Source organism: Nonomuraea fastidiosa, assembly GCF_042751225.1.
GTDB lineage: Bacteria > Actinomycetota > Actinomycetes > Streptosporangiales > Streptosporangiaceae > Nonomuraea > Nonomuraea fastidiosa.
In genome coordinates this window covers 5,565,955-5,586,002 of the sequence record NZ_CP170570.1, presented here as the reverse complement: position 1 = coordinate 5,586,002, position 20,048 = coordinate 5,565,955, and the positions used below count along the sequence as shown (strand labels likewise).

14 protein-coding genes are annotated in these 20,048 nt (G+C 71.5%); 5 read left to right on the top strand and 9 right to left on the bottom strand.

Annotation, left to right across the window (positions count from 1 at the left end):
* Positions 1-179 precede the first annotated feature (179 nt).
* The gene (locus ACFMQL_RS25780) at positions 180-782 is read left to right on the top strand and encodes a hypothetical protein (RefSeq protein WP_364056032.1); all 603 of its coding nucleotides are present in this window, start codon (positions 180-182) and stop codon (positions 780-782) included.
* Between the two features lie 96 nt (positions 783-878).
* A complete protein-coding gene (locus tag ACFMQL_RS25775; protein ID WP_378787408.1) occupies positions 879-4,151 on the top strand; it encodes a beta-1,3-glucanase family protein in 3,273 nt (1,090 codons plus the stop codon).
* On the opposite strand, the gene ACFMQL_RS25770 is transcribed toward ACFMQL_RS25775, so the two are convergent.
* From ACFMQL_RS25770 to ACFMQL_RS25740, 7 genes are all read right to left on the bottom strand, one after another.
* A complete protein-coding gene (locus ACFMQL_RS25770) occupies positions 4,145-4,843 on the bottom strand; it encodes a DUF624 domain-containing protein (RefSeq protein ID WP_378787406.1) in 699 nt (232 codons plus the stop codon). The two genes, ACFMQL_RS25775 and ACFMQL_RS25770, sit on opposite strands and share 7 nt — an antisense overlap.
* 151 nt (positions 4,844-4,994) lie before the next feature.
* Entirely contained in the window at positions 4,995-6,644 is a 1,650-nt protein-coding gene (locus ACFMQL_RS25765; RefSeq protein WP_378787404.1) for an extracellular solute-binding protein, read from the bottom strand.
* A 47-nt stretch (positions 6,645-6,691) separates the two neighbouring features.
* Positions 6,692-7,570, bottom strand: coding sequence for a carbohydrate ABC transporter permease (locus tag ACFMQL_RS25760; RefSeq protein ID WP_364056047.1), 879 nt, complete (start codon positions 7,568-7,570; stop codon positions 6,692-6,694).
* Complete coding sequence (locus tag ACFMQL_RS25755; protein ID WP_364056050.1) at positions 7,567-8,553, bottom strand: ABC transporter permease subunit; 987 nt, start codon at positions 8,551-8,553, stop codon at positions 7,567-7,569. Before ACFMQL_RS25755 ends, ACFMQL_RS25760 begins: the two co-directional genes overlap by 4 nt.
* On the bottom strand, positions 8,550-10,916 hold the full coding sequence (locus ACFMQL_RS25750) for a glycoside hydrolase family 3 N-terminal domain-containing protein (protein WP_378787401.1): 2,367 nt from the start codon (positions 10,914-10,916) through the stop codon (positions 8,550-8,552). The genes ACFMQL_RS25755 and ACFMQL_RS25750 overlap by 4 nt, the downstream gene beginning before the upstream one ends.
* 404 nt (positions 10,917-11,320) lie before the next feature.
* Entirely contained in the window at positions 11,321-11,737 is a 417-nt protein-coding gene (locus ACFMQL_RS25745; RefSeq protein WP_378787399.1) for a hypothetical protein, read from the bottom strand.
* A 53-nt stretch (positions 11,738-11,790) separates the two neighbouring features.
* Positions 11,791-14,691, bottom strand: coding sequence for a BTAD domain-containing putative transcriptional regulator (locus ACFMQL_RS25740; RefSeq protein WP_378787397.1), 2,901 nt, complete (start codon positions 14,689-14,691; stop codon positions 11,791-11,793).
* A 329-nt stretch (positions 14,692-15,020) separates the two neighbouring features.
* Between ACFMQL_RS25740 and ACFMQL_RS25735 the strand changes: the two genes are divergently transcribed.
* On the top strand, positions 15,021-15,911 hold the full coding sequence (locus tag ACFMQL_RS25735; RefSeq protein WP_378787396.1) for an alpha/beta fold hydrolase: 891 nt from the start codon (positions 15,021-15,023) through the stop codon (positions 15,909-15,911).
* A 6-nt stretch (positions 15,912-15,917) separates the two neighbouring features.
* On the opposite strand, the gene ACFMQL_RS25730 is transcribed toward ACFMQL_RS25735, so the two are convergent.
* Positions 15,918-17,246, bottom strand: coding sequence for an MFS transporter (locus ACFMQL_RS25730; RefSeq protein ID WP_364056062.1), 1,329 nt, complete (start codon positions 17,244-17,246; stop codon positions 15,918-15,920).
* A 186-nt stretch (positions 17,247-17,432) separates the two neighbouring features.
* Here ACFMQL_RS25730 and ACFMQL_RS25725 point away from each other — a divergent pair, with 186 nt between their 5' ends.
* Complete coding sequence (locus ACFMQL_RS25725) at positions 17,433-17,990, top strand: hypothetical protein (protein WP_364056065.1); 558 nt, start codon at positions 17,433-17,435, stop codon at positions 17,988-17,990.
* 63 nt (positions 17,991-18,053) lie between these two features.
* Here ACFMQL_RS25725 and ACFMQL_RS25720 read toward each other — a convergent pair whose 3' ends face one another.
* Positions 18,054-18,746: an IclR family transcriptional regulator gene (locus ACFMQL_RS25720; protein ID WP_378787394.1), complete on the bottom strand. Its 693-nt coding sequence runs from the start codon at positions 18,744-18,746 to the stop codon at positions 18,054-18,056.
* Positions 18,747-18,845: 99 nt separating this feature from the next.
* Between ACFMQL_RS25720 and ACFMQL_RS25715 the strand changes: the two genes are divergently transcribed.
* A complete protein-coding gene (locus tag ACFMQL_RS25715) occupies positions 18,846-20,012 on the top strand; it encodes a pyridoxal-phosphate-dependent aminotransferase family protein (RefSeq protein ID WP_378787392.1) in 1,167 nt (388 codons plus the stop codon).
* The last annotated feature ends 36 nt before the right edge of the window (positions 20,013-20,048 follow it).

Here is a 20,048-nt window from a genome sequence, read left to right as displayed (position 1 = left end):
GCCGGTGCGGATCGTTCCAGGTCGCGAGGCCCGTTGTCGGTGCGATCATAGCGCAGCGCTCCCAAGCGGCCCCTGGACGGCCGTCCGCGCTTGACCACGATCCACATCCGTGTCTAGATCGGAAAACCCGTCCGTCCCGCACCCCCGGAGGACACCTCCATGGCACGAAGGCGTGAGCCGTGCTGAGCGAGCGGCCCGGTCCTGCCGGTGAGCGGCGGCGCCGGGTGCTGGGAGTCTCGACGGTGCTGCTGGGCGTGGTCCATCTGGCGGTGGCCGGCTTCCTGATCACGCTCCCCGGCAGCTCGCCGACGCTCGACCCGCTGACGTTCCCGCAGGAGAAGGACGGGCGCACGCGCGGTCCCGTGGCCGCGCTCAGCCCGCGCCCGAACGCCACCCCGTACACCGCCGCCACCCGCAGCCCGGCGAGCGAGCCCACCGGCGGACCGGCCAGTGGCCCGGCCACGCCGGCTCCCACCCCGCCGGAAGCGACCGCCTCCCGGGAACGGACCACTGCCCCAGCGAACCCGGAAGCGGCCGTCTCCCCCACACCCGGCGGCTCCGGACGGCCCGAGCCGGAGGCCACGCGCGACGGCGAGTCCGTGCCGCCGCGCGCGGCCCGCCGTTCGCCGCGCGAGGTGTCGGTGCACGACCCCGGCACGCCGCCGCTGGTCGCCGGCCGCCACGCGACGCGGACGCCGGCACCGTGGCGGACGCGCAAGCCGTCGGGGCTGGTCGAGGGGCGTCCAGCGGAGATCGGGTACGGGTTCGGCCCGCGGTCTTGACAGTGCGTCCTAACAAAAAAGAAACTTAACCGAAATCGCGAGAGAGCGCTCTCTCGACTGTCGCTCTCTCCAGGCGCACCCCCGAGGAGTCGAACGATGATCACCAGAAGGGCGCTGCTGGCCGGCATGGCGGCCGCCCCCGTCCTCACGCTCGCCAAGCCCGCCGCACCCGTCCTCGCGCTCGCCAAGCCCGCCGCACCCGTTCAGGCGGCCACGGCGCTGCCCATGACCGTCGTCAACCACACCAACCGCTACGCCAACAACCAGATCTGGCTGTACGTCGTCGGCACCGACCAGCAGACCGGCCAGCAGGTCTTCGCCCGCGCCGACGGCACCAAGGTGCCGGTGTCGCTCTCGCACAACGGCCCCGACGGCTTCGCCGACCTGTCGATCCCGCTGGCCGCCGACGGCGACACCCGCATCACGCTGCCATGGATGTCCGGCCGGGTGTACGTCTCCATCGGCCAGAAGATCAGGTTCAGGGTCGTGATCGACGGCAACGGCCGCCCCGCGCTGCAGCACCCGGCGGGCTGGGTCAGCTCGGACCCCAGCTACAACGTGCTGCACGACTTCATGGAGTTCACCTTCAACGAAGGTGGCATGTTCTGCAACACGACCATGGTCGACATGTTCTCCATCCCGATGGAGCTCAAGCTCGACGGCAGCCGCAGCCAGATCTCCGGCACGCTGGTGCCGAACGGCCGCGACCAGATCTTCGCGGGCGTCAGGGCGGAGCCGGCGTTCCGCGACCTCGTCATCGGCGACCTGCGCGTCATCGCGCCGGGCCACGGCATCGACGCCGGGCTGTTCTCACCCACGTACCTCGACCCGTACATCAACGACGTGTGGAACTCCTACACCGGCCGCGACCTGCGGGTGACCGCCAACGGCGTCACCTACACCGGGCGGGTGTCGGGCGGTCAGCTCGTCTTCGACAAGGGCATCCGCGCGTTCGCCAGGCCGAGCACCCGCGACGTGTTCTACTGCAACGGCGCGCTGCACTCCGACGGCGTCTCGGGACCGGTCGCGGCGATTCTCGGGGCCGCGTTCAACCGCACGACGCTGCTCAGTCACCCCGACCAGCCGGTCACCGACCACTCGCTGAACTACCGGACCTCGCTGACCAACCACTACGCCCGCGTGCTGCACGCCAACACCCGCGACGGCAAGGCGTACGGCTACCCCTACGACGACGTGGCCGACGGCTCCACCTACATCGAGGACCACGCGCCCACCGCGATCAGGTTGCGGCTGACGCCGTTCGACGCCGCCCCCTGGCAGGCCGGCGGGGCGACGATAGATTCGCTCCTTGGAGTCCGAGCTAAGGAGCCCCCCGTGACCGTTCCCCATGTCGATGACGTCCATCCGGCCTGGCTGCCACCCGAGGCGTTCCGCGCGATCGGCGCGCGCCGCGTGCTCGTGCTCGCCGACGGTTCGCCGCTGTCCGGCACCGTGCGGGCCGAGGTGGCGGACGCCTGCGCGCGCCACGGCGGTGCCGTGGCCGCGCCCGGCGAGCCGTACGACCTCGTGCTCGCGCTGGCCTCCGGCGGCTCGCTGCCGCCGGAGGCCGCCGCGCTGAAGGGGCCTGAGCTCGGTCCTGAGGGCTTCCTGCTGGCCCGCACCGGCGGGGTGAGCGCGGTGCTCGCGGACGCGCCGGCCGGTCTGCTGTACGGGTTCTTCGCGGTGGTCAGGCTCGGCGAGGCCGCGTTCGAGGGCGAGCGGCCCGCCGAGACGCACCGGCCCGCGCTGGAGCGGCGCATGCTCGATCATTGGGACAACATCGACGTGCATCCCGTGATGGGCCAGGTGGAGCGCGGCTACTCGGGCGGGTCGATCTTCTGGCGGGACGGCGTCCTGCACGAGGACCTGACCAGGGTGCGCGCCTACGCGCGGCTGCTCGCGGCCACCGGCGTCAACGCGGTCGCGGTGAACAACGTCAACGTGCACGCCACCGAGGCCCGCCTGCTGACCGACCGGCTGGACGAGGTGGCGGCGCTGGCCGCCGAGTTCCGCCCGTACGGCATCCGCGTGCACCTGTCGGTGAACTTCGCCTCCCCCATCGCGCTCGGCGGCCTGGAGACGGCCGACCCAGCGGACGAACGGGTGCGCGCGTGGTGGGCGCGCACGACCGAGCGGGTGTACGCGGCGATCCCCGACTTCGGCGGCTACGTGGTCAAGGCCGACTCCGAGGGCCAGCCGGGGCCGTTCGCGTACGGGCGCGACCACGCCGACGGCGCGAACATGCTGGCCGACGCCCTGGCCCCGCACGGCGGGGTGGTGCACTGGCGGGCGTTCGTCTACAACCACCGCCAGGACTGGCGCGACCGCTCGACCGACCGGGCGCGGGCCGCCTACGACCACTTCGCCCCGCTCGACGGCCGGTTCAGGGACAACGCGATCGTCCAGGTCAAGTACGGCCCGATCGACTTCCAGACGCGCGAGCCGGTCTCACCGGTGATCGCCGCCATGCCGGATACGCGGCTCGCGGTCGAGCTGCAGGTGACGCAGGAGTACACCGGCCAGCAGCGGCACGTGTGCTACCTGGCGCCGATGTGGAGCGAGGTGCTCGGGTTCCGCTTCTGGGGCGAGGGCGAGCCGGCGGTGGCCGAGGTGATCAAGAGCGGCGGCCTCGTCGCGGTGTCGAACGTCGGCGACGACCGCTACTGGACGGGCCACCCGCTGGCCCAGGCCAACCTGTACGCCTTCGGCCGCCTGGCCTGGGACCCCGGGCTCGATCCGGTCGCGATCCTCGACGAGTGGATCGGCCTGACCTTCGTCCCCGGCGACGACGAGGGCGGCGAGCGGCTGCGGGCCACGCTGCACGGCATGATGGACGGCTCGTGGCGCACCTACGAGCGCTACACCGCGCCGCTCGGCGTCGGCTTCATGGTCAGGCCGGGCCACCACTACGGCCCCGACGTGGACGGCTACGAGTACACGCCGTGGGGCACCTACCACTTCGCCGACCGCGACGGCGTCGGCGTCGACCGCACCAGGGCCACCGGCACCGGCTACACCGGCCAGTACCCGAAGCCGTGGTCGGAGGTGTACGAGTCGCTCGCCGAGTGCCCTGACGAGCTGCTGCTGTTCTTCCACCACGTGCCGTACGGCCACGTGCTGCACAGCGGCGTCACGGTCATCCAGCACATCTACGACACCCACTTCGCCGGTGCGGAGGAGGCCGCCGAGATCAGGGCGCTGTGGGCGAAGCTGGAGGGCGACGGCCTGGTGGACCCGGCGCTGCATGCCCGCGTACGCGAGCTGCTGGACGAGCAGGTGCGCTCGGCGGAGGAGTGGCGCGACCAGATCAACAGCTACTTTTACCGCAAGTCGGGCGTGCCCGACGCGCGGGGCAGAACGATCTACTGAGCGTCAGGGCGGGTGAAGCGCTGCCGGACCTCGGTGATCATGGCGCGGCTGTTCCACAGCAGCGTCCCGGCGAACACCGAGGCCAGCAGCGCAAGCGCCGCCTCGGTCGCCACGAACACGACGCCGCCGGACACGATCAGCAGGCACGCGTTGGCCAGGGTGGCGGCGGGGAAGCGGCCGAGCCCGTACGCCGCGAGCTTGGCGACGTCGGCCGCCCTGAACGCGAACAACGAGGCGATGACGAGCGCGTTGAGCACCCACAGCGTGCCGCCCGCGGCGAGCACGATCAGCAAAGCGCCCCACCAGCCGGGCACGCCCGCGGCGGCGAAGTTGGTCAGATTGATGCCGACCAGGGCCAGCATCAGCAGGTAGGGCGCCCAGACCTTCAGCGCGGCGCCGAAGTTGAGCTTGTAGCCACGCCAGAACGCGGCGGCCGGGCTGAGCTCGGCCAGGTCGCGGCTGCGGTGGCGCAGGGCGTAGAGCGCGGCCGACAGCGCGGGGCCGGCCGGCAGCAGGCAGGCGGCCATCAGCGGCAGGTTGGTGGCGTCGCGGTCGAGCAGCACCATCGCCACCAGTCCGGGGATCGCGGTGAGCAGGACGAGCAGCTCGACGATCAGCAGCGTGTAGATCAGCGCCGAGCCGCGCGACAGCGGGCCGGAGCCGAACTTCTGCGAGGTCGTCAGGTCGCTCATCGCGTGTGCTCCTCCAGGATGGGCGGGTCCGCCGCCGTCCCGGAGGATACCGGGCCGTCCGGGGACATAAGCCGGCGGGCGGTCGTGCGGTGTGGACAGGCAGGAGGCCGGGCCGTCCCGGTGGAGAGAGGACGGCCCGGCCGGGAGAAGGTCAGCTGCCGTGCTCCTTCTTGAAACGCTCGTAGGCGCCGTTGACCACATTGATGTACTGCGTGGCGCCCTTGCCCTCGACCTCCTTGACGTAGGCGTCCCACTCGGACAGGTCGCGCTGGCCGAGGATGAACTTGAGGGTGTTCTGGGTGACGTGGTCCTTCAGCGGCGTCTCCCACAGGGCGACCTGCTCGCGCTCCTCCTCGGTGAGCGGCGCGGGCGGCTCGACCGGCCAGGACTTCCTGGCGTTCATCACGTTCTGGAACTCGATCTCCTCATCCGAGAACGTGGACTGCAGCAGCGAGGTGGGGCCGCCGTAGGCGAACACGCCGTTGCCGAAGCCGAAGTCCTTCTGCAGGTGCTTGGAGCCCTTGGGGTTGAGACCGACGTAGTCGACGTCCTTGGCGAGCTTGATCTTGCCGTCGGAGTCCTTGGTGTAGGTGGTGCCCTCGACGCCCCACTTGGCGAAGAGCTGGCCCTCGTCGGAGTACCAGAGCCAGTCGATGAACTGCATCATCGCGACGAAGTTCTTGTGCTCCAGGGCCTTCTTGGAGATCATGATGCCGTTCTCCAGCCGGCTGGCGAACTTGTACTCGCCGATCGGGCCGATGGGCACCGGGATCTTGACGATCTTCGCGTCGGGGATGTTCTCGGTCAGCGGGCCGCGGTAGTCGTTGATCAGCGTCTGCGCGTTGGTGCTGATGACGAACGACTTGCCCGAGACGAACTTCTCCTTGGCGGCGTCGTCCTGCTGGGTGAAGCCCTCGGGGTCGAGCAGCTTCTCCTTGACCAGCTTGTTCAGGTACTCGATCGTCTGCTTGTAGCCCGGCATGGTGCCGGTGTAGACGAACTTGCCCTGCGCGGAGTCGAACGTCGCGTGCTGGTACTCCCAGCCGCCCTTGCTGCCGTGCGCCTGCGCGATCAGCTTGATGATGTTGCCGCCCGGCGTCGGAACACCCCAGCGGTCCGTCATCGGGTACTTGTCGGGGTACTCCTCCTTCATCTTCTTGAGCATGTTGTAGAAGTCGTCGAGCGTCTTCGGCACCTCGAGACCGAGCTTGTCGAGGATGTCGGTGCGCACCGCGAAGGAGTAGTCGGCCCAGGCCGCCTCGTGCAGGCCGGGCAGCAGGTAGATGCGGCCGTCGGACTGCATGATCGAGTTCAGCTCGGGCTGGAGCTGCCACTTGGCGACCTTGTCCTTGAAGTTCGGCATCAGGTCGAAGTAGTCGCTGACCGGCAGGATGGCACCGGAGGCGACGAACGGCTCCTCCTGCGGGTGGTACGTCTTCGGGATGATCAGCGGGGCGTCACCCGCGCCGATGATCAGGCTGCGCTTCTTCTCGTAGTCGCTGAGCGGCACCGTCACCGGCTTGATGGTGACGTTCGTGCGCTTCGTCAGCTCGTCCCAGAACAACCAGTCGGCCTTGTACGGGTAGAACGGGTGGTTGTTGTAGAGCATGTCGAACGTCAGCGGCTCGGTGGCCTTGAACTGCTGGCCGACGGCGAAGTTCGCCATCGAGCCCGCCTTGTTGGCCGACGACGTCGCCGCGCCCTTCGCCGGGGTCTCGCTGTCACTGCCGCAGGCCGTCAGGGCGAGGGAGGCGAAGGCACCGAGACCGATGATCGCCTGACGTCGCGAGATGTCGCGCATGGGGGGAATCCTTTCCCGTGATTCTGCTGGGTTGAAAGGCGTGGACGTCAGCCCTTGACCGCGCCGAGCATGACGCCGGAGACGAAGTAGCGCTGGACGAACGGGTACACCAGGAGGATGGGCAGGACGGTGAGCACGATCGTCACCGCCTGGATGTTGGCCGCCGCCTGGGTCACCTCGGCCGCCGCGGCCCCGAAGGAGTCCGCTCCGGTCGCGCCGGCGATGAGGTTGCGCAGGTAGACGGTCACCGGGAACAGGTCGGCCTCGTTCATGTAGAGGAACGCGGGGAACCAGGAGTTCCAGAACGAGACCGCGTAGAACAGGATCATCGTGGCGAGCACCGCCTTCGACAGCGGCAGCACGATCTTCCACAGGATGCCGTACGTGTTCAGGCCGTCGATGGCGGCGGCCTCCTCCAGGTCACGCGGCAGGTTCTCGAAGAACGCCTTCATGACGAGGAGGTTGAACACGCTGATCGCGTTCGGCAGTACGATGGCCCAGATCGTGTTCTTCATGCCGAGGCTGCTGATCAGCACGTAGTTGGGGATCAGGCCGCCGGAGAAGAACATCGTGAAGACCGCGATGCCGATGAGGAACGTACGGCCCTTGAGGTGTTTCTTGGACAGCACGTACGCGTAGCTCGTGGTCAGCACGATCGCGATGAACGTCGCGACGACCGTGTAGACCACCGTGTTGCGGTAGTTCGTCCAGAACATCGGGTCCGCTGCCACGATCTTGTACGTGGTCAGGTTGAACCCCTTCGGCAGGAGGTTCACCTCGCCCGCGCTGATCGCGCTCTGGCTGCTGAACGAGCGCGCCAGGATGTTGACGAACGGATAGAGCGTCACGATCACGACGACGGTGAGGATCAGCGCGTTGAACCACTGGAAGACGCGGTAGCCCCGGGTCATGTCGTGCGTATTCACCACAGGCTCGTCCCAACTGTGCGGCGGGAGATCAGGTTGGCCGAGAGGATCAGCACCAGGCCGATGATCGCCTCGAACAGGCCGATCGCCGCCGCGTAGCTGAAGTTGCTGGCCTCAAGGCCCATCCGGTACAGGTACGTCGAGATGACGTCGGCCGTCGGATAGGTCAGCGGGTTGTAGAGCAGGAAGACCTTCTCGAAGCCCACTGCCATGAACGTGCCGGTGTTGAGGATCAGCAGCGTGACCGCCGTCGGCCGGATGCCGGGCAGCGTCACGTGCCAGATCTGCCGCCACCGGCCCGCGCCGTCGATCCTCGCGGCCTCGTAGAGCTGGTCGTCGATGGTGGTCAGCGCGGCGAGGTAGAGGATCGTGCCCCAGCCGACCGTCTGCCAGACCTCGGAGCTGACGTAGATCGTCCGGAACCAGTCCGGGTCCTGCATGAACGAGATCTTCTGGCTGCCGATGAAGTCGAGGAACGAGTTGATCGGCCCGTCCAGCGAGGTGATCTGCATGACCATGCCGGCCACGATCACCATCGACAGGAAGTGCGGCAGGTACGTCACCGACTGCAGGAACCGCTTCAGGGTGCGCCGCCTGACCTCGTTGAGCAGCAGCGCCAGCACGATCGGCAGCGGGAAGCAGAAGATCAGCGTCAGCGCGCCCAGGACGAGGGTGTTGGTGAAGACGTTCCAGAACGTGGGGTCGTTCAGGAACAGCTTCACGTAGCGCAGGCCCACCCACTCTTCGCCGAAGATGCTGCCGCCCGGCTCGAACTTGCGGAACGCGATGACGTTGCCGATCATCGGCGCGTACCGGAAGATCAGGAAGAACAGCAGCGGCAGGATCGCCAGCGTGTAGAGCTGCCAGTCGCGGCGGAACGCCCGCCGCCACGAGCCGCTCTTCTCCCGCCGCCGGCGTCCAGGTGCCGGCTTCGCGGGGGGACGCTGAGTCTTCGCCGGGCTCAGCGTGTCAGATGTGCTCATGCTCGGCCCTCCGGGGGGTTGCGATCGATCTGCGCCGGCGCCTGGAGCCGGCGGCGGTGGCCGACTTCACGTACGTCGCCGGTCAGCCGCAGCGGCAGGGTCGCCACGGCCTCGGCGCACGAGCGGCCGAGCCGCAGCTCGACCTCGCCCGGCTCGACGATGCGGCGGCCGTCGGTCCCGGTGAAGGACGTGAGGTCGGCCGGCACGGTGAAGGTGACCCGCGCGCTCTCCCCCGCCTCCAGCGGGACGCGGGCGAATCCGATGAGGCGGACGACGGGCCTGGTCGTCTGCGCCACCGGGTCGTGCAGGTAGAGCTGCACCACCTCGGCGCCGGCCCGCTCGCCGGTGTTGCGCACGGTGACCTCGACCTCGACCTCGCCGTCCACCGGCCAGCCGGTGACGTCGCCGCGCACCCGCGCGCCGCTCCACTCGTAGGCGGTGTAGCCCAGGCCGTGGCCGAACGGGTAGGCGGGCGTCGGGTCCACCGACGACACCTGGGAGCGGCGGCCGAGCGGCGGCGAGAGGTAGGTGGAGGGCAGCCCGCCCGCGTCGCGCGGCACGCTCACCGGCAGGCGGCCGGTCGGATTCACCGCGCCGGTCAGCACCTCGGCGAGCGCCTGGCCGCCACGCTGGCCCGGGAAGAAGCCGAACAGCACGGCCTTGGCGGCGTCGGTCTCGGGGCCCAGCGCGTACGGGCGGCCGGCGAGCAGCACCAGCACCACCGGCGTGCCGGTCGCCAGGACCGCCTCGACCAGTTCCGCCTGCACGCCGGGCAGCCGCAGGTCGGTGGCGTCGCAGCCCTCGCCGGACGTGCCGCGCCCGAACAGCCCGGCCCGGTCGCCGACCGCGAGCACGCACACGTCGCTGCTCTTCGCCAGCTCCACCGCCTCGGCGATGCCGGAGGTGTCGGTGCCGCTGATGTCGCAGCCCTGGACGTACTCCAGGCCGGGCACCCGCTCGGCGAGCGCCTCGCGCAGCGACGGGATCTCCACGCCGAGCCCGTGCTCGGGGTGCGGGCCGACGTGGGCGGGGAAGGCGTAGCAGCCGAGCATCGCCATCGGGTCGTCGGCCACCGGGCCGACCAGCGCCACCCGGCCGCCCGCCGCGAGCGGCAGCACGCCGTCGTCGTTGCGCAGCAGCACGATCGCCTCGCGCGCCAGCCGCAGCGCCAGCTCCTGGCTCTCCTCGTCGTCCAGCCGCACCTCTTCTGCGGGGCCGGGCAGCGGCCGCCAGCCGGCATCCAGCAGGCCGAGCTCCGCCTTCTGGATCAGCACGCGGCGCAGCGCCCTGTCGATCAGCGCCTCGTCCACCGCGCCCGCCTTGACCGCCTCGACCAGCGGGGCGCCGTACGCGTCCACGGTCGGCAGCTCCACGTCGATGCCGGCGCGCAGCGCGAGGCCCGCCGCCTGCCCGCCGTCGGCGGCCACGCCGTGCAGCCGCTCGAGGAACCGTACGGAGAAGTAGTCGGCGACGACCGTGCCCTCGAATCCCCACTCGTCGCGCAGCAGGCCGGTGAGCAGGCTCTCGTCGGCGGCCACCGGGACGCCGTCGATCTCGGCGTAGGAGTTCATCACCGAGCGGGCCCCGCCGAGCCGCAGCGCCATCTCGAACGGCGGCAGGATCACGTCCGCCAGCTCCCTGCGGCCCATGTGCACCGGCGCGAGGTTCCTGCCGCCGCGCGAGGCGGAGTAGCCGGCGAAGTGCTTGAGCGTGGCCACCAGACCGGAGCTTTCGAGGCCGCGCACGTACGCGGCGCCGACCGTGCCCACCAGGTACGGGTCCTCGCCGATGGTCTCCTCGGTGCGGCCCCAGCGGTAGTCCCTGGTCACGTCGAGCACCGGGGCGAGGCCCTGGTGGACGCCCGCCGCGCGCATCGAACGGCCGATCCGTCCCGCCATCTCCTCGACCAGCTCGGGGTCGAACGAAGCGCCCCAGCTCAGCGGTGCCGGGTAGACGGTCGCCTTCCAGGCCGCGAACCCCGTCAGGCACTCCTCGTGCACCTGCGCGGGGATGCCGAACCTGCTGGCACGCACGATCTCCTCCTGCGAGGCCGCCAGCGAGCGCGCGCCCGCCACCGGGTCCACGGGAGCCGTGCCGAACGGCCGCGTGAGCTGCCCGAGGCCCTGCCGGATCGCGTCCTGCCAGTCGGGCCCTTCGCCCATGTCGGTCTGGTGCGGGGCGACGCCGCCACCCGACGCGTCGGCGCCGACCCAGACCCCGACGAGCTGGGCGACCTTCTCCTCCAGCGTCATCAGGGGGATGAGGGCCTCCGCCCGCTGGGCGGGGGTCGATCCCGCGTCCCGCCACTGCTCGCCCTCGCCGGACGCCGCCGAGCGCGTGTCATTTGGTTCGTGGCCCCTCATGCCATCCCTTCGCCCTTATGCCGGCGCCGGCCCGCGGCGAGAGCGGGGGGTGTAACGCGGGGATGACGCCGAAAGTTTCAAGCAGTTCCGTTTAATATTGCGGCAACATAAGGGGCTCATTGAATCGTGTCAAGACCGCCGCCAACCTGCTGTGTTGCAGGTCCTGCCGGTTGTGGCCTCCTGCGTGCTCTGGGGCCCATGACGGGTTCCGCCGATGTTAAGTTGCCCGAAACTTTCGGAAATACGGAGTGGATTGGAAGGCTGCCTGACACCGTTGGGAGGCGGCGGTGCGGCCGTCGTTCTGACAGTCCGTTTTGACATGAAGGTTACAGCTATGCCCTCCTCTCGTCAGCGCCCCGTTGCTTTCCTGTCACCGCCCGTTTCCATTCACGGGCTCGCGGCCGTCAACGCCCGATTCGCTGTTCGGCGCTGGTCGCTGCGGTGGCCCAGTGCGGGGCGCCGGCGCGGCCGGCGACGGCCGCCGCCTGGCGGAAGTGCTCGCGGGCGCGCTCCGGCATGCCCAGGGCGGAGGCCAGGTGGCCGAGGTGAAAAGCCACCGGGCCCAGGGTGACCAGGCCGCTTCCCGCTCCGGCCAGCTCGTCGTGGGCGGGCAGCAGGCGGTCGTACAGGCCGGGCAGGTGGTCGTGCACGCCGGTCGCGAGCGCGGCCGTGGCGTGGAGGCAGGTCCGCAGCTCGTACAGCAGGTCGCGCGGCGACTCGGGGACGGCCCGCACGGCCTCCCGCGCCTCGTCGAAGCGGCCTGCGGCGAGCAGGGTGAACGGCCGCACCCACGCCTCGTACGGACCTGGCTCCGCGTGCACGGCGCCCCCTGGCGCGGCTTCCCCGGCGGGGGTGGCCGGGACTTGACTGGCCTTTACAGGCCGGGCGGCGAGGGGCCGGCATCGGCGATGTCCAGACAGAGCAGAGCCAGGGGCAGCAGGCCCTGCTCGACGCCGGGCATGCTCGAACCGTCGAGCCGGGCGGCCGCCGCGCGGTAGGCGGCACGGACCTCGTCGGAGTCGCCGGACGTGATGGCCAGGCGGAGCGCTGCGTACCAGCCGGTGAAGACGCCGACGAGCGGCAGGTCGTGCTGCTCGGCCAGCCGGTCTGCGGCGGCGGCGTGCCGGTCTGCGGCGGCGAGGTCACCGAGCCCCGCCCTGGCCTGGAGCAGGATGAGGTGCGCCAGCACCGTTAACGTCACCATCCCCTCGCCCGCGCCCGCTGGCTCTGGCGTCCCGCTTCGCTCCCTGGCCGCCGCTGCGGTCGGGGCGCGTTCGGCCAGCCTCAGCAGTTCCTCGCCGATGGCGGCGCGTTCGCCGGCCAGGCCGGCGCGGTGGAAGGTCTGGAGGGCGCGGCCGTTGAGCGCGTACGCCAGCAGCGTGCGGTCCCCCAGCCGCCTGGCGATGCGCTCCGCCTCCCGTGCCGCCTGGTCGCCGCGCCGCCCGGGGTCGGCGCGGCGTTCCATGGCGATGGTGATGAGCAGCCGGGCCCGCTCCTCCGCGTACGTCTCGTCGCCGGGGAGGGCGGCGAGCGTGCGTTCCGCGGCGGCGACGAGGCGGGCCGACAGGGCGGGGTCGTCGTTGGCCGTCCAGTTGGCGGGCACGTCGAAGGAGCCGATGACGGCGGCGGTCAGCAGCGGGTCGCCGAGCGCTTCTGCCGCGTCCACCGCCTCGGCCCGCAGGCGGCGCGACTCCCCCAGCCGCCCGATCACCGCCAGCGCCCGCCCCAGCCCCATGACCGCCGCCAGCCGCTCCTCCTGCGACGGGCCCTGCTCACCGCGCTCGGCGGCGCGGCCGAAGGCTTCCAGGGCGGCGCGCCAGAGGCGGGCGGCCTCGTGCGGGGCGAAGCGCCGCTCGGCACGTTCGGCCGCCGCACGGGCGTAGCGGGCGGTACGGAGGTCGTCGGCCCGCCCCTCGGATCGCAGGCAGTGGTGGGCGATCGCCTCCACGTCGCCGGGACGCAGGCGTTCGACGATGTCGGCGACGGCGGCGTGCCGGCGGGCGCGGCGGGCACGGGCCACGTCGGCGTACAGGGTCTCGTGGACCAGCGCGTGCGCGAAGCCCAGCCGGTGGGCGTCCCGCTCGACGAGGAACCCCGCGAGCAGGGCGGACTCGACCGAGTCCAGGACGGCCTCCTCGTCGCCGGCCAGTGCGATGAGCACGTCGAGATCGATCTCCTGGCCGATGACGGCGGCCTGGCGCAGGTGGGTGCGCGCCGCTTCGGGCAGCCCGGCCAGCCGCTGCCTGATCACGTCGCGCACCCCGGCGGGGACGGTGTGCAGGGCGGCGTCCCCGCAGCTCTCCCACAGGCGGGTCAGCTCGCGTACGAAGAACGGGTTGCCGCCGCTGCGCGCGTGGATCGTACGGACGTGGGCGCCGGGTGGCTCGCGGGTGGCGAGGGCGCGGACCAGCGCTCCGGTCTCCGGTTCGGACAGCCCGCCCAAGTAGACGCGCACCGGTTCCGCCCGCGCCGCCCGGCCCAGGGCCTCGGTGAGGGGGACGGTGAGGTCGGTGGAGCGGTACGTGCCGACGACCAGCACCGGCGCGCGCCCGAGCCCGGTGGCGAGCGTGGTGAGCAGGGCGAGCGTCTCCTCGTCGGCTTCGTGCAGGTCGTCGAAGGCCAGCAGCAGCGGTGCCCTGCGGGCGGCGGCCGCCACCTCGGCGCTCGCCTCCCGGACCCTCGGGGTGTGACGCCTTGTGCTCTCTTGTGCCTCGGCGTCGGCGGGACGCCAGGGCCAGGGCCAGGTGGTGGCGTGCGCTTCCTGACCGGCCGCCCACGCCGTGTGCCAGCCTGTGGCTTCGAGCCGGCGGGCCAGCGTACGTACGAGAGCGGTCTTGCCCGCACCTGCCGCGCCCGACACGAGCGCGAGCCGTGCCCGGCCGGACGCCACGACATCCGCCGCCGCGCGCTCCAGCTCGCCCAGCTCCGCCTCCCGCCCCACGAACGGGTGCTCCCCCACCGCCGCCCCTGCCTGCAGCCGATCGGGCCCGCTGAGCTCGACCGGTGAGGCCGGGTGCCGGGGGACGGTCAGGTGGGGGGCTTGGGAGAGGATGTCCGCTTCGAGCGTGCGGAGGGCCGCGCCCGGGTCCACGCCCAGCTCGGCCAGCAGCGTTTCCCTGGCACGGCGCAGGGTCGCGAGCGCGTCGCCCTGGCGTCCCGTCGCGTACAGGGCGTGCGCCAGGAGCCGCCAGCCGTCCTCGCGCAGCGGATGGGCGGCGACGTGCGCCTCCAGGTCGGCGACGCACTCGGCGGCCGGCCCCGCGATCAGACCGGCTTCGGCCCGGCGTTCCACGGCGAGCAGGCGGAGCTCGTCCAGGCGGGCGGCCTCGCCACGTGCCCAGTCCTGGTCGGCGAACTCCGCGTACGCGGGCCCGCGCCACAGCCCCAAAGCCGCTCCGAGCAGCGCGTACGCCTCGGCGGCCGGGACACGGGCGGCCTCGGCCAGCGCGGACTCGAAGCGCCAGGCGTCCACCGCGTCCGGCTCGGCGCGCAGCGCGTAGCCCGGCGGCGAGGTGACGAGGAGGCGGGAAGGGGTACGCGGCGGGCGGTCGGGTTCGAGCGCCTTCCTGAGCGCCCCGACGAACGTCTGCACGGCCCCGACCGCGCCCTCCCCCGGCTCCTCCCACAGGTCGTTCACCAGCCACGACACCGGCACGACCCGCCCTCTGGCGACCAGCAGCCTGGCCAGGACGGCCCGGTGGCGCGGCCCCTTGAGCGGGATCGGGCCGCGCTCGCAGGTGGCCGTCAACGGGCCGAGCACACCGAAAGTCACCATGGCGCCACCCAACCTACGCGCCACCGCCACCTGCCCCCGCCCGTCCTCCCGGCGAGCACCCCCGGCAGACCGGTTCTCGTGCCGCCCGCCTTCGGCGAGTCCCGGTCGGCGCCAGCCGGGTGCGTCCTGCCGCAGGGCGGTGTGGACGGAGCCGAGCAGACGGGGGGCTTCGGCGCGGACGCTGCCCGGTTCGTCCTGGTGGCCCGGTTCGTCCTTGTAGATCGCGAGCCGCTGCCCAGGAGCACTGATCGGCTGCTGATCGGGCGCTGATCGAGGGGCGGCAGGGTGCGGACGTTCCGATACATCGTTTCAGAAGGAGGCGATTCCGCATGACGCCCCAGATTCCCGGGTTCGACACGCGCCGCGTCGCCGTGGCCGAGCGCGTGAGCCTGAACGTGGCCGTGGGCGGCGACGGCAGTCCGGTCGTGCTGCTGCACGGCTTCCCGCAGACGCACCTGATGTGGCGGCACGTGGCCGCAGATCTCGCCGCCGACCACACCGTCATCTGCCCCGACCTGCGCGGCTACGGCGGCAGCGACAAGCCGGGCGACGTGGACGGCCGCACCTACGCCAAGCGCACGATGGCCGCCGACATCGTCGCGCTGGCCGGGGCGCTCGGCTTCGAGCGGTTCGCGCTCGCAGGTCACGACCGGGGCGCGCTGGTCGCGTTCAGGGCGGGCCTCGACCACCCGGACCGCGTCACTCACCTGGCGGCGCTCGACGTGCTGCCGACGCTGGACTCCTGGGAGGTGATGCGGGGCCGCGCGGCCGCCGTCGGCTTCCACCTGTTCCTGATGGCCCAGCCGGAGGGCCTGCCCGAGACGATGATCGGGGCGGCTGCGGACGCGTTCTTCGGCCACTTCCTCGACCTGTGGGCGTCCGATGCCGAGGCGATCCCGCAGGACGTGCGCGCCGCCTATCTGAAGGCGTCGCGTGAGGCGGTGCCGTCGATCGTGGCCGACTACCGCGCCACCGCCACGGTGGACGTCGAGGACGACGAGGCCGACCTGCGGGCGGGCCGCCGGCTGCGGATGCCGGTCACGGTGCTGCAGCAGGACTGGGGCGCGGCGCTGGGGTTCGACGCGGCGGCGCGGTGGCGGGCGTGGGCGGACGACCTGGATCACCGTACGGTCTCCTGCGGCCACTTCATGGCCGAGGAGGCGCCGGAGGAGGTGGTCAAGGCGATCCGTGACCTGCTCGCCCGGCGCCCCGCGGCCTGACCGGGGCTAGGCCGTGGCCTGCTGCTCGTCGTACTCGATCGCGTAGTCGTGCTGCGAGCGGTCCTTGAGCAGCCACGCCGCCACCACGCTGATCGCGGCGCAGATCGCCATGTAGACGGCGATCGCGAAGGAGCTCTCGTACGTCGCGTACAACCAGACCGCGATCAGCGGCGCGGGCCCGCCCGCGGTCACCGAGGCGAGCTGGTAGCCGAGCGACGCGCCGCTGTAGCGCAGCCGCCCGGTGAAGCTCTCCGCGATGAACGTGGCCTGCGGGCCGTACTGGATGTCGTGGATGGGCGCGGCCAGCACGATGGCGAGGAAGACCAGCGCGGGCACCCGGGTGTCGAGCAGCGGCCAGTAGATGAACGACCACACGACCATGAGCGCGGCGCCGACGATGTAGAGGCGGCGGCGTCCGACCAGGTCGGAGATGTAGCCCCAGAACGGCACCGTGACCAGGGAGACGAGGCCGGCGACGATCACGTACGTGTAGACGTCGTTCGCCGCGAAGCCCAGCGTCTTGGTGGCGTAGGTGAGGATGAAGACGGTGAAGATGTAGAACGGCGCCTGCTGGCCGGTGCGCAGCAGCGCGCTGAGCACGATCTCCCGCCAGTTCTTGACCAGCGCCTCCTTGACGGGCACCCGCTCGACCCGGTTCTCCTTGACGACCTTGGCGAAGACGGGCGTCTCCAGGATGCCGAGCCTGATGTACAGGCCGACGCCGGCCAGCACGAGGCTGAGCAGGAACGGGATGCGCCACCCCCAGTACGGGTGCAGCGGCTGGAAGATCTGCAGCGCCACGTAGCCGAGCACGAGCCCGACCGGCACGCCGAACTGCGGCCAGCTGCCGAGGAAGCCGCGCTTGCCGCCGCGCGTCTTGCCCCACTCGGTGGCCAGCAGGACAGAGCCGCCCCACTCGCCGCCGACGCTGATGCCCTGGAGCAGGCGCAGCGCGGTGAGCAGGACGCCGCCCCAGATGCCGATCTGCTGGTAGGTGGGCACCAGGCCGACGAGCGCGGTGGCCAGGCCCATGGTGACGAGGGTGGTGATGAGGGCGGCCTTGCGGCCGATGCGGTCGCCGTAATGGCCGAAGATGGCGGCGCCGATCGGCCGTGCGGCGAACCCGCCGAAGTAGGTGCCGAGTGCGAGGAGAAGCCCTGTGGTGGGGTCGCTGGTGGGGAAGAACAGCTCCGCGAACAGGGTGCTGGCGGCGAAGCCGTAGAGGAAGAAGTCGTACCACTCGATCGAGGTCCCGACGGCTGAGGCGATCACCGCCCGGACCAGTTGCCGTCTTCTCTGCTGCCCTGATGCGTCGAGTTCTTGCTGCTCAACCATCTTGCCGCTCCTGGGGGGAGGTCTCGCGATACCCGCGACGGTACATGAACGTTGATCTGCGGTCACGAGCCGAAATCGGCGGGGGTTCCGGGTTTCGCCGTACGGGCCGGGGTTCGCGTACGGGCGAGGTGAGTGCGGGTTCGCGGCGGGTAGCGGGAGGGCCACGCCGGAAGGAGGGCAGCGCAGATGCGTCGTTTGGTCATCGCCGCCGTGGCCGTGGGCCTGGCGGTCACGGGCTGCGCGAAGGTGGAGAAGGACTGGGCGAACCAGGCTCCGCAGAACGACGGTGCCAACGCCAACATCGGGCAGGACCTTAAGCTGCGCAACGCCTTCCTGCTGGGCAGCGCCGACCCGGCCTCGCCGGCGCCCGAGCAGGCACTGTACGTGGTGCTGGTCAACAGCTCCGACCGGCCTGCCACGCTGGAGAACGTCACGGTCGAAGGCGGCGGCACGGTGCGGCTCGCCGGGCCCGTCGCGATCCCGCCCGACTATGCGATCGGCACCGGCAACCAGCCGATCGGGATGGTGTCGGGCGCGCGCGGCACCTCGGTGCCGATGACGTTCACGTTCCAGGACCGCACGTCCGTACGCGTGATAGTGCCGGTCATGGCGCGGACCGGCCAGTACGCGAACCTGCCGCCCTCCCCCAACGCGCCGCCGACGGCATCGCCGCCCGCCACCGCGCCGCCGACGGCTCCGACGACGGACGACTCGATCTCCGGCAGCCCGTCACCGACGGGGTGACGCACCAGCGCCGGTGAAGCGGCGGTTCAGCGCCTCTCCGTCCCGCCCGTGCCGAGTGACGGCTCAGCGCCTGGACAGCGCGGCGGCCGCTTCCGTGACGAGTGCGCCGTACTCGGCGCGCAGCGTCTCCGTCATGCGGCCGGCCGGGGTGGAGACGCTGAGGCTGGCGACGGGCCCGGAGGGGCCGAGCACGGCGGCGGCGACGGCCGCGATGTCAGAGCGCCACTCGCCCCGGTTGTCGGCGTAGCCGCGGGCGCGCACCCGATCCAGCTCGGCCCGCAGCGCGGCTGGGTCGGTGATGGTGTTCTCGGTGTACGCGGGCAGCTCGCCGAGCGGGCGGTCGAGGTGGGCGAGCACGGCCTTGCCGTTGGCGGAGGCGTGCAGCGGCAGCCTGATGCCGAGCGGCAGCACGATGCGCACCGGCTTGTCGGTCTCCAGGCGTTCGATGAGCACGACCGCGTCGCCCTCGGGCACCATCAGGTGGATCGTCTCACCGGTGCGCTGGCGCAGCTCCTCCATGACGGGCATGGCCGCATCGCGCAGGCTCAGCTCGGTGGTGCGGGCGAGGCGTAAGACCTTGCTCGTCACCTGCCAGCGCGTGACCTCGCCCCCGGCGGGCCTGATCCACCCGGCCTCGTGCAGCGTCTTCAGCGACCGCTGCACGGTGCTCTTGGGCAGCCCCAGCTCGCGGGCCAGCTCGCCCACGCCGATCGGCTGGCGGGCGGCGACCGCTTCGAGCGCTCGGAGGGCGTTCACCACGCTTCTCATCATTGACTCCTCTGCGGTGTGATTTTACGGTGAATGAGCCGTCATGCGGCACGCCGTGCCGCCATACGGCACGGAGGTGATCCATCAGTGGGCCGGCACTTCCTGCAGATCCCAGGGCCGACCAACGTTCCCGACCGGGTGCTGCGCGCGATCGCGCAGCCGACCATCGACCATCGCGGACCCGAGTTCGCCCGGCTCACGGGCGAGGTGCTGGAACGGCTGAAGGGCGTGTTCATGACCTCGGGGCCGGTCGTCTGCTACCCCTCGTCGGGCACCGGCGCGTGGGAGGCGGCGCTGGTCAACACGCTGTCGCCGGGTGACAAGGTGGTGGCGTTCGAGACCGGGCACTTCTCCACGCTGTGGTGCGAGCTGGCCGCCAGGCTCGGCCTCGTGGTGGACGTCGTGCCCGGCGACTGGCGGCACGCCGCCGACCCGGCCGCGCTCGCCGATCGGCTCAGCCCCGACGTGGCCGCCGTGATGGTGGTGCACAACGAGACCTCGACCGGCGTGCGCAGTCCCGTACCCGACATCCGCGAGGCCCTCGACCGGGCCGGGCATCCGGCGCTGCTGCTGGTGGACACGATCTCGTCACTCGGCTCGATGGAGTACCGCCACGACGACTGGGGCGTGGACGTCACCGTCGGCTGCTCCCAGAAGGGGCTGATGCTGCCGCCCGGCATGGGGTTCAACGCCGTCAGCGAGAAGGCGCTGGCCCACCGGGGGCGGCTGCCGCGCTCGTACTGGGACTGGGATCCGATCATCGAGGCCAACCGGCGCGGCTTCTTCCCGTACACGCCGCCCACCAACCTCATGTACGGCCTGCGCGAGGCGCTGATCATGCTGGAGGAGGAGGGCCTGGAGGCGGTCTTCGCCCGGCACGACCGGCACGCGGAGGCGACCAGGCGGGCCGTGCGCGGGTGGGGACTTGAGGTGCTGTGCGCCGACGAGCGCGCGTACTCCAGCTCGCTCACCGCCGTGGTGCTGCCGGACGGCCACGACGCCGACGCGGTCAGACGCCTGATCCTTGAGCGGTACGACATGTCGCTCGGCACCGGGCTCGGCCGGCTGGCGGGCCGCGTGTTCCGGATCGGGCATCTCGGCCATTTCAACGACCTGATGCTCGCGGGCACGCTGAGCGGGGTCGAGATGGGGCTGGCGGCGGCCGGGGTGCCGATCAAGGAGGGCGGGGCGCGGGCGGCGCTCGCCTACCTGGAGGGCTCGGAGGGCTCAGCGGGCTTGGAGGTCGCCGAGTGAGCCTGGCACGGACGATTCCGGGGGGCGCCGCATGAG